Source organism: Pseudomonas sp. SDO55104_S430 (assembly GCF_054070595.1).
Genome location: NZ_JBSVXG010000071.1, coordinates 18,164 through 28,297, shown reverse-complemented (window position 1 = coordinate 28,297; position 10,134 = coordinate 18,164). Strand labels below are relative to the sequence as shown.

At 61.4% G+C, this 10,134-nt stretch carries 11 protein-coding genes; 4 read left to right on the top strand and 7 right to left on the bottom strand.

Annotated elements, in window-relative coordinates:
- The first annotated feature begins 343 nt into the window (after positions 1-343).
- A complete protein-coding gene (locus tag ACW9JE_RS14820; protein WP_457433156.1) occupies positions 344-1,147 on the top strand; it encodes a hypothetical protein in 804 nt (267 codons plus the stop codon).
- Between the two features lie 35 nt (positions 1,148-1,182).
- On the opposite strand, the gene ACW9JE_RS14815 is transcribed toward ACW9JE_RS14820, so the two are convergent.
- Both ACW9JE_RS14815 and ACW9JE_RS14810 read right to left on the bottom strand, forming a co-directional pair.
- Positions 1,183-1,920: a hypothetical protein gene (locus tag ACW9JE_RS14815; RefSeq protein ID WP_224534731.1), complete on the bottom strand. Its 738-nt coding sequence runs from the start codon at positions 1,918-1,920 to the stop codon at positions 1,183-1,185.
- A 200-nt stretch (positions 1,921-2,120) separates the two neighbouring features.
- Complete coding sequence (locus tag ACW9JE_RS14810) at positions 2,121-2,357, bottom strand: hypothetical protein (protein ID WP_224534729.1); 237 nt, start codon at positions 2,355-2,357, stop codon at positions 2,121-2,123.
- 185 nt (positions 2,358-2,542) lie between these two features.
- Between ACW9JE_RS14810 and ACW9JE_RS14805 the strand changes: the two genes are divergently transcribed.
- Complete coding sequence (locus tag ACW9JE_RS14805; RefSeq protein ID WP_224534727.1) at positions 2,543-2,962, top strand: HD domain-containing protein; 420 nt, start codon at positions 2,543-2,545, stop codon at positions 2,960-2,962.
- Positions 2,963-3,073: 111 nt separating this feature from the next.
- Entirely contained in the window at positions 3,074-3,742 is a 669-nt protein-coding gene (locus ACW9JE_RS14800) for an ATPase (protein WP_224534725.1), read from the top strand.
- 105 nt (positions 3,743-3,847) lie between these two features.
- Here the strand turns inward: ACW9JE_RS14800 and ACW9JE_RS14795 are convergent, their stop codons facing one another.
- Both ACW9JE_RS14795 and ACW9JE_RS14790 read right to left on the bottom strand, forming a co-directional pair.
- Positions 3,848-4,735: a serine hydrolase domain-containing protein gene (locus ACW9JE_RS14795; RefSeq protein ID WP_457433155.1), complete on the bottom strand. Its 888-nt coding sequence runs from the start codon at positions 4,733-4,735 to the stop codon at positions 3,848-3,850.
- Between the two features lie 49 nt (positions 4,736-4,784).
- Entirely contained in the window at positions 4,785-4,961 is a 177-nt protein-coding gene (locus ACW9JE_RS14790; protein ID WP_175380105.1) for a hypothetical protein, read from the bottom strand.
- An 88-nt stretch (positions 4,962-5,049) separates the two neighbouring features.
- Here ACW9JE_RS14790 and ACW9JE_RS14785 point away from each other — a divergent pair, with 88 nt between their 5' ends.
- On the top strand, positions 5,050-5,838 hold the full coding sequence (locus ACW9JE_RS14785; protein WP_224534721.1) for a DeoR/GlpR family DNA-binding transcription regulator: 789 nt from the start codon (positions 5,050-5,052) through the stop codon (positions 5,836-5,838).
- A gap of 255 nt (positions 5,839-6,093) precedes the next feature.
- On the opposite strand, the gene ACW9JE_RS14780 is transcribed toward ACW9JE_RS14785, so the two are convergent.
- Genes ACW9JE_RS14780 through ACW9JE_RS14770 form a run of 3 tightly spaced genes read right to left on the bottom strand, consistent with a single transcriptional unit; the run spans position 6,094 to position 10,097 of the window.
- Complete coding sequence (locus ACW9JE_RS14780) at positions 6,094-7,569, bottom strand: family 16 glycosylhydrolase (protein ID WP_224534719.1); 1,476 nt, start codon at positions 7,567-7,569, stop codon at positions 6,094-6,096.
- A gap of 13 nt (positions 7,570-7,582) precedes the next feature.
- Entirely contained in the window at positions 7,583-8,638 is a 1,056-nt protein-coding gene (gene galE / locus ACW9JE_RS14775; protein ID WP_224534718.1) for a UDP-glucose 4-epimerase GalE, read from the bottom strand.
- Between the two features lie 40 nt (positions 8,639-8,678).
- Positions 8,679-10,097 (bottom strand): oligosaccharide flippase family protein, encoded by a 1,419-nt coding sequence (locus tag ACW9JE_RS14770; RefSeq protein WP_457433153.1) that lies wholly within the window; start codon positions 10,095-10,097, stop codon positions 8,679-8,681.
- Positions 10,098-10,134 lie beyond the last annotated feature (37 nt).

Below are 10,134 nucleotides of genomic sequence, written 5' to 3'. Positions count from 1 at the left end.
GCAGTCGTGAAATCAGCTGACGCGGTGTTTCAGGTAAACCTCGCACTCAGGTTTTACGACTGCTGCGCAGCCGAACGCAGGCTTCGCCAGCTGCTACAGGGATTTGGGGCAAACCTGCGGACGGTAATAGTGACTGTTGCAGGCTCATTACTCGCACCCCGCGAGCAAACGCTCATTTCAACGTTCGTCGGATGTCAGGTTGCTATCAGTGCAAACGCCTGCCGATCTTCCCACGGCTGCTACGCTTGGACGTTGCAGCGCCGGTGCCCACGGTGGCCCTCGTTGCAAGGGAAAACACGGAGTACGACATCCTTTCTGTCGATAACCTGCACGGAGGCAGGCGATGGTGATCAAACACATTGCCCAGACGAGTGCGGACGCCATTCCCGACGCGCTCGATCAACAAGAGGTGGAGCGGGTCCTGGCGTCATTGCTGGGTAGCCCGCTGTTTGCCAAGTCCCGACGCATGGGCAGCCTGTTGCGCTTTCTGGTGGAACACGACCTGCATGCCTCCAGCCCGCCACTGACCGAACACGCCATCGGCATCGCGGTGTTCCGTCGCGATCCGGCGGTGTATTGCACCGGGGACGATCCGGTGGTGCGGGTCCAGGTGGGGCGATTGCGGCGCAAGCTCGCCGCGCACTACGCCAGCAACGGCCAGCAGGACCCGGTACGCCTGAGCATCCCGCCCGGCTGTTATCGCCTGGCCTATCAACGGCTGCGGCCCAAGAGCCCTGGCGGACGCCGACCGATTCTGCAGATTCAGCCGTTCACCTGCCTCACCCGTGAGGGGGATGACTTTACCCGCGGTCTGTGCGAGGAGTTGAGTTGCCGGCTGTTCGAGTCCTTCGAGCAGGCCTCAACCGGCGCCGGTCATGTGCTGATGCGCGTGCCCCGCGGCAGCGCCAAAGTGGCCGAAACGGACCGGGGCGGGCGCTACAGCTATTGCCTGGAAGGCAGCGTGCGGGTCGAGCCTGCGCGGGTGCGCGCGTCATTGCGCCTGGTGGACGTGGCGCAGGGGAGGATTCGCTGGTCGGCGCAGTTCGATCGCAATCAGCCGTACGGGATTGCGACCCAGGAGGATCTGGCGGGATCGATCTGCCAGTCGTTGGCGGGGTATTTTGCCCGTGGTGCGTTGGATGAATAGGAAGGGGCAACCGCAAGGTTGCCCCGATGCACTGGTTATATGGTTTTCCACTTACCGTCTTCATACAGGCGACCGGCGGTGTTTTCGTACGTCAGGTCGATTTCGATCGCCTTCGAGCGTGAGGTACTGAACATGGTGCTCGTCTGTACGTTCTGCTCGAACCACACAAGGATGGTTTCCACGGGGGTCAACACGGTCTTGCCGGTGACCACCTGATCCACCGCCACATAGATCGGCGTGCTGACCTGATTGCCATCGATGCCGGTGGATAGCTGGTTGATCCCCGGATGGATCGGCGCGTAATCGTTGACGAAGGTCACGGAGACATCCGGTCCACCGGTCACCGCCGGGCTCAGCAGGCCGTGTTCATCGAGGGTCGAGGTTTGCCCCAGGCCAATGTTGACGATATTGGTCGAGACTTTGACCTGCACGTTTTCCTTGAACACGTTGGACGCGAACATCTGATACATCGGGGTCCAGCTGAATTCATTGTTGCTCAGGTACGCGGTGTAGGACTGCCAGACCACGTTGTAGTCCGCGGTGCCGACTTTCTTGGCGAAGCACAGCTTGTAGCCGGACTTCTTGAGCAGGGTCAGATCGCCCGGGGCGATCTCGATGGTGACGGTTTTCTGCGAAGCCGCCAGGGCGGACCTCAGGACTTTGTTGTAGTCCGACGACTTCAGTTGCGTTGCACCCATGATCGATTTGACGGCTTCTTGCACATCATTGTGAAGCTGCTGGCTGGTCTGGCTGACAGCGATGGATTTGCTCATGGTGGTCCTCTTCCTTGGTGGTGTTGCCATGTGAATGAATCGATCGAAGAGCGGCGGGCAGTGCCGCCGGCGTCTCATCGAGGGCTTCACTCTAGGCGCGAGGGGCAGGGGGTCTAAGTATCTCGGCGTTACAGGCGGGTAACGGGGTTGTATCAGTGGTTCAAGGCTGCGGGGCGACCATTGGCCGCCCCGCAGTCACATCAGGCGGCCTGCGCGTCGGCCCAGACGAAATTCCAGCTGGTGCGTTTGCCCTTGGCGACTTCGATCAGTTTGTTTTCGTACACCGTGTGACTGATCACGCCAGTGAAGGTCAGGGTCCGGGCGGCATTGGTGCCGGTGCACTCGCCCGGAACACCGCCGGCTTCTGTCATGGCTTTTTTCATGTCCGCTTCCGACGGGGCGCTGGCCTGGTTTTTTTCCACTTTGACGAAACTCATGATTTCACCTCTTCCGTGATTAAGGGATCGACGTGGATCAGGGCCGACAACCGGTTTCCCCGCATTCACACCGACGGCCATACTCTAGGGGGCGGCCGGGCGGCGCAGAAGTGACAAGCGCGGCGCTGAGGTAACAGGCGCAACACCTCGATGTAACCGGAACGTATCAATCAGGGAGAACCGAAATGACCCAGACACTGGAACACGCCATCGCCATTGCAGCCGGCGCCCATACGGGCCAGGTCGACAAGGGCGGCTCGCCGTACATCCTTCATGCGCTGCGGGTGATGCTCAAGGTCGCCAGCCTGGAAGAGCGGATCGTCGCGGTGTTGCACGATGTGGTCGAGGACTGCGACATCGGTCTGGACGAACTGCGCGAGGAGGGTTTCAGCGAAACCGTGCTGGCGGCCATCGATTCGCTGACCAAGCGTCCGGGGGAAGCCTACGAGGATTTCATCGCCCGGGCGGCGCAGAACCCGATTAGCCGGGTGGTGAAACTGGCGGATCTTGAGGAGAACAGTGATCTGTCGCGGATCGCGCAGCCGGGTTGGGAGGATCTGGAGCGTATCGAGAAGTATCGGCGGGCCATCGGAATGTTGCGCTGATTCCAACCATTCATTTGCTCGATAGCTATCATTAAGCAATGCAAGTTCTGTTTTTCTGTCATCAGAGGAAGATAGCTTCATATCGATCTCGCCTTTGAAGGAATCAGCGCGATGAAAATTTCGACCCTGTTGGCTTTTGTCGCCGTGTTCAGCACAAGCGTTGCCATTGCCGCACCGGCTGTTGCCGCCGATCCCGCGTGCCATTTCCTGCCCATCGCCGACAGTGGCACCAGCTTGCAGAAGGCGAAAACCGTCGCGGTGCTCTACAGCGAAAATACCCTGGGCACCCAGGAGTACCTGCAGAACTACCACGCGGTGGCGGTCAACGGCGCGAAAAATCCTGAGATGAATCAGCAGATCGCCAAGGCGTTCGTCGACAGTTCCGATCCGAAGCGGGCGATCAACTGGCTGATGGGTTCGTTGCAGAAGCAATTCGCGTCGGTGACCGTCTATGACAGCCTCGACGCGGCGGTGCAGGCCCATCCTGATGTGGTGGTGATGCTCGACACCTACAGCCGTCTGGTGTCCAAGCGAAACAACCAAGTCGACGCGCGGTTCATGGCCAAGTTCTATGACGCCAACCTGCAATACATCGGCCAGGCCGAAGGCTCGCAGTCGCAGCAGATGCCGTCGGTGTGGGTAAAGGGCAAGGCCGCACCGCAGATTGCGGCGCAGATCAACCAGCAGACTGAGTTGCAGGTCAATGCGCTGAAGCAGTTCGATGCCTCGTTGAAAGTGCTGATGACTTCGGGCACTGCCGACCACGTAGCCAGCAACTGACACTGGCCCCTGTAGGAGCGAGCATGCTCGCGATGGTCGTCAACGATGACGTGGGCTGTCTGTTTTCCCGCGGTGTCTGGTCATCCATCGCGAGCATGCTCGCTCCTACAGAGGGCGGTGCAGAGATGTAGAAAGGCGTTCAACCACGTCGAACTCGACGGCCCCTTCATTCCCGCCCGCGTGAAATACCGCGCAACTCGCCGATTTGTCCCCGCCCACACAGCGATAAACCGCTACCACGCTGCCGGGTCCAACGCCCGTGTGACCGCTTAACGTTCGGCCGTTGGATTCCTCGCCTCGCATCAGACCCATTCCATAGCCCGGTGTCGTCCACGGACGCCCGGGAATCGGGCCACCTAATGGACGGGCGGTTTGCATTTCGCGTCGCAGTTCAGGAGGGAGCAGGGTCCCGCTCAGCACCCGATCCAGACACAGGGCCGCTTCATCGAGCGGGCCGACCAGCAGGCCGTGGTAGACCCAGCCCGGGTCGTAGTCTGGCGCGCTGCCCATATCCACGCCTTGCAGGTCGGCGCGGGTTTTGGCCAGGCGTACGCGGGATAGGTGCAGGGGATTGAATACTTGTCGGGTCAGGGCTTGTTCCAGCGCAAGGCCGGTCACACGCTCGATCAGGCGGGTGACGTAGAGGTAACCGACATTGGAGTAACGCCAGCCATCTCCCGGCGTGTAGCGCAGCCGGCGGGCATCTAGGCGTTCAAGGAGGTCATCGGCGGGCCAGGGGTAGTCGTGGCGGGCGACGGCGCTGTGGTAGTCGGCGAGTTCGGAGTAATCCGCCAGTCCCGCTTCATGGCGCAGCAGCTGACGCAGAGTGAAAGGCCCTTCGGCCACAGGGTCGTCAAGACCGGTCAAACCATCGCGCACCAAGGTCAAGGCGGTGGCGGCGAGTACGGTTTTGCCGAAGCTCCACCAGGGTACCGAGGTGTCGGGTTCTGCGGGTGTGACAAGGGTGCCGTTGCTGACAATGGCGAAAACCATGGTGCGACTCTGCCGGAAGGGGGCCTGCAGAGTAGCGGGTTTTTGCCGATCAGGTGTGCACCAGGGCGATGGTGAACGAGACCACGATCATGCAGGCGAAAGCGAAATTGAGATTCATGGCGACTCCATCCAGTACATTTTTGATGGCGCCATTTTGAACAGCGGCAGGGCAAATAAAAAATTCCGCTTCTTGATTTGAAAGATCGAAAGAAATGATACCTGGCACGCCTTTGCGCGAAGGACGGTTTGTGTTTGCCCAAAGCTTTGGCTAATCTCGCACGAACACGCAATTTCATGCATAAACGGGCGAAAACATGCACGAGCAGCATTCTCCGGCAGAGCTTCCTCATCTGCGCCGACAGAAAATCCTCCTGATCCTCGAACGCGACGGCAAGGTCATGGCTTCGGAGTTGAGCCAGCATTTCGCCGTGTCCGAAGACACCATTCGCCGCGATCTGGCCGAACTTGACGCCTCCGGCCTGGTGCAGCGGGTGCACGGCGGGGCACTGCCGCGGCCCAAGGACACCGGCAAGGACTACTTCACCCGTGTCAGCGAAACCGACGAGGTGAAGGCCCGGTTGGCGCAATTGGCCGCCAGTTGGGTGGAGAACGGCCAGACCGTGATGTTCGACTCCGGCTCCACGACCTTGCAGATCGCGCGCTCGTTGCCGGCGGATATTTGCTTTACCGCGGTCACGGCATCGCCCATGACGGCGATCACGTTGTCCGAGTACAAGGGGGTGAAAGTGATTCTGGCGGGCGGTCAGGTCAATCCGGCGACGATGTCGGCCGGCGGCCATGAAACCCTGCGTTTGCTTGAAGGGATCAAAGCCGACCTGTTGTTCACCGGGGTTTGCGCGATCCATCCGCAAGTGGGCATCAGCTCCCTGCATTTTGATGAAGTGCCGGTGAAACAGGCGATGCTCGACAGCGCGGCCCGGGTGATTGCGGTGACCACGGCGGACAAGCTGGGGGCGGTTGAGCCGTTTGTGGTTGCGCCTTGCACGCGATTGCATGCGCTGATCACCGAGCGGCAGGTGGCGTCGGGCAATGTCGAGGATTACCGGGCGTTGGGGATTGAGGTGGTGCAGGTCGATACCTGATGTTTGCGCTGAATGTGCGGGCCTCATCGCGAGCAGGCTCGCTCCCACAGTGGTCCTGTGTTGGGACCCCATTTTGAGCACACCCCAATCCCCCATGTGGGAGCGGGCTTGCTCGCGAAGGCGTCGACACAGTCGACATCTGTGGTGCCTGACACTGCGCTTTCGCGAGCAAGCCCGCTCCCACAGTGATTTTGTGTTGTGACCCAATTTTCAGTACACCCCCGCCCCCTGTGGGAGCGAGCCTGCTCGCGATTGCTAGTTGCCCCGCCGCCAAACCTTGATGTAATCCACACTAAAGGTCGACGGCAGATCCGCATCATCGACCACCCCAAACCAGTCCCACATCGCCTCGCTGTCAAAAACGATCTGCATCGGAAAGAAGAAGTGGCTGTTCTTCGCCTCCCTCACCAGCACGCCATCGACATACCAGCGCAAGGTATCGCGCTGCCAGTCCAGCCCATACACATGAAAATCCTCGGCAAAGCGCCACGGGCTGATCCAGGTGCTGCCTTCGGCCAGGTGAGCGGTGCTGGTCGGGGTGGCCCAGACGTGGGCGTTCATGTTGTACATGCGGTCGAATTTGGCGTCTTTGGTCTTGCCGCCGATTTCGAAGATGTCGATCTCCGTGGCGTTGTCCGCAAGCCCGGTCCAGGCCAGCCAGAACGCACTTGAGCCTGCCGAGTTCATCGGCTTGGCTCTCGCCTCGTAGTAGCCGTAGTCGCCACGTTCAATGGTCCGCACCATGGCGCTGCTGTAGTCCTTGTAGCCAAGACGCACATACTTCTCGGGCAACGTCTGCTTGCGGAAGACGATGTTCAGATACCCATCACTGACCGTGGCGTTCTCGGGAAGGAACAGCGCCGGTTTGCGCCCCAGCGAATCGGTGCCGGTGGCGTTGTTGACGTGCCAGCGCTCGGGGTCGAGGGTGTTGCCGTTGAAGTCGTCGGTGAAGCGCGGGTCCGGCCGCCACTGGCCAACATTGGCCTGATCGGACAGCGGCAGGTTGGGGTTGGTCCGCTGCGGCAGCGGGCCGAGGGGGCCGATGCGGGTCCAGGCATTGGTTTGCTGCGGGGCGGCAACCTTCCACTTTTGCGTCAGATACTCGAACACAGCCTGACGCTCGGCCTGAGTGGCCAGCGGTCGGTCGTACACCAGCACTTCGGCGATGTCGCCACGCAGAATTTCCGAGGTCCCCACCACATTGCGCCCGACCGCGAGCGGGCCGATAGGCACGTCGCCGGATTCCAGGAAAGCCAGGGCGGGTTCATAGGCGGTGGTCTGTTGCACGCTGAGGCCGAAATTCGGCGCCACGTTATCGTTGTCGGCCAACTGCGGGCGCGAGCTGATCAGGCGTTGCCAGGCCTTGCCGCCGGCCTGCTCGGGCAATCGCCGGGAAACCACAAAGACCGTGACCGGCCCTCTCGTGGTTCGTAGCGCATTGGCACTGAACGCTGCCGTGCCACTCAAGCGCACCACGCCGTGGCCGTTGAGGGCATTGCTGACGTACGCGGGCAACGCGCTGGCCGCGACATTGTCCGCGTTGACGTCATTGCCGCGACCGGACTTGTCCTGCCAGCGCGTCACACGCCCCTGTTCATTACGGCTGACGTTCGAAGCATCGGCGGCGTCGAGCCACATCACCAAGCCCTCGGTGGGTGGCTGCGAGGGTGCGGCGGATGCTTCGAACACGGTGCTGATCAACAACAGACCCAGTAGACATTCCCTGATCATGGGCAGGCTCCATTCATTTCATAGCCATGGCTATCGGCATGGGTGGGCGGGAGTGATAACCGAAGGGATTGGCCGACTGCCAACGCCAGGTGTCGGCGATCATCTGTTCCAGATTGCGCTGCGCGTGCCAGCCCAGATCGCGTTCGGCCTTGCTGGGGTCGGCCCAGCACTGGGCGATGTCCCCGGCACGGCGCGGGGCGAAGTGGTAGGGGATCTTGATCCCGGTCACGTCTTCGAAACTGTGGATGATCTGCAACACGCTGTAGCCGGTGCCGGTGCCCAGGTTCCAGATGTTCACGCCCGGGCTGTAATGCAGCATCTGCAAGGCTTTCAGGTGCCCTTCGGCCAGATCAACCACGTGGATGTAATCGCGCACGCAGGTGCCATCGACCGTGGGGTAGTCGTTGCCGAACACGGTCAGTTCGGGAATCCGCCCGATGGCGACCTGGGTCAGGCAGGGTAAAAGATTGTTCGGCCGACCGTGAGGGTCTTCGCCGATCAGCCCGCTTTCGTGGGCGCCGATAGGGTTGAAATAACGCAGCAGCGCGATGCTCCAGCGCGGTTCTGACAGCGCCAGGTCCTGCAGCAGCTCTTCGATCATCAGCTTGCTGCGCCCGTAGGGATTGACCGGATTGCCGGTGCCCAGGTCCTCGGCAATCGGGATTTGTGCAGGGTCGCCGTAGACGGTGGCCGACGAGCTGAACACCAGCTTGAACACCCGCGCCCGGGCCATGGCCTGGCACAGGTTTAGGGTGCCGGCGACGTTGTTGGCGTAATACTCCAGCGGTTTGCGCACGCTTTCGGCCACGGATTTGAGGCTGGAGAAATGCATCACCGCATCGATGTCGTAGGTGTCGAAAATCTCGTCGAGCAGCAGGCTGTCACGCACGTCGCCCTCGATGAAATCGACATGGCTATGGGTCAGTTGCTCAAGCCGGTGGATCGATTCCCGACAGCTGTTGCACAGGTTGTCGAGCACCACCACCGAGTGGCCGGCGTCCATCAGGGTCAGTACGGTGTGGGAGCCGATGTAACCGGCCCCGCCAGTGATCAGCGTGGTTTTGCGCATGATGGGCGTCCTGTCACAGAGAGATTGCGGGGAAATGGGTTCAGCGGGTGGTGAAGACCGACTTGAATTCCTGGGGCCAGCGCGGGTGCAGCAGGCTGTAAGCGAGCGCGTAGGTCAGCGCGCCGACGCCGATGCTGCAGGCCAGATGAACAAAACCGTGCACCTGCAAGCGCGGCATCAGCCACAGCACCAGCACGGTCATCACCAGCGCGGCCGTGACACTGCGGTAGCTGGAGGCAAAAAACGCGTGCCAGTCATAACCGATGGCGGTTTTCAGCCCGCGAATCTGCAGCGGCGTGACGATCACCATCCGCAGCAGCAAGGCGAGGGCGCCGGCCATGGCGCCGTACAGCGGGCCCAGAAAATAGACCAGCGCCAGCGCCAGCAACGTCGTGCCCACTTCCGCCTTGAGGGTCAGGTGCGTGCGGTTGACCGCCACCAGCGCGGTGGTGGCGTACATTGCGGTGTTGCCGATGGCGGCGGTGCAGGCCAGCACCTGCAGCAGGGGGATCGCATCCGCCCACTTGGTGCCGAAGATCAGCAGGATGATGTCGCTGGCGGTGACGGCGATGCCAATGAAGATGGGTGTAAGCAGAAAGCCGCTGACCGCCGTCGAGTCGCAGATGAAGCCGATCAGTCGCGCAGGTTCCGCGCGGCGCCTGGCGAACGCCGGCAGGGCGTAGCTCATCAGGCCGTTGTAGAACGCTGTGCGCGGCAGGTCGATGATGCGCATCGCCAGGTTAAACATGCCGACGGCGTGGGTGCCGGCGGTGATGCCCAGCACCACGTTGACCCCGCGCTGCAGGGTCTGTGAACTCAGGGTGTTGACCGCCACCGGCAGGCCGGTCTTGAGCAGATCCCGCAGAAACGGACCGTCGATGACCATCGGCATCCGGCGCCGGTCGCCGTTCATCAACACCACGATCGACACGAACTCCATGACCAGCGCCTGGGCAATGACCGCCCAGGCGCCAAATCCCCAGAAGGCGACGGCGATGCCGGCAACACCGCCAAAAATCTTGCCCAGCAGTGTGCGTGAAGCGAGCATTTTGAAGTTGCTGCTGCGGCGCATCTCTGCGACGTATACCCGCGCCATCATGGTGAACAGAATCTTCACCGAGGCGACGGCAGTCATCCATTGCAGATTGGCAGAATCGAGCCAGAGCACTGCCACGCCGCTGATGATCGCGATCGACGCAAGGCTGGCCAGCACCGCCGCCCAGAACGCCGTGGCGATGCGCCGCTCATCGAGGCGTTCGAGGCGCACCAGCGGGTCTTCCAGCACCGAGGAGAAGAGGATGCCGATCACCTCGACGATGGCGATGATCACCGTGCCCACGCCCAGTTCTTCCGGCGACAGCAGCCGGGCATAGATGACGAAGGTGATCATCGACAGGAAGATCAGGCCGAATTTCTCGGTGAAGATCCAGGTCAGGGTGACGAGACGTTGATTGGCCATAGGGTTGAGCCCGGCGGAACGTTCAGGAGCACGGTTT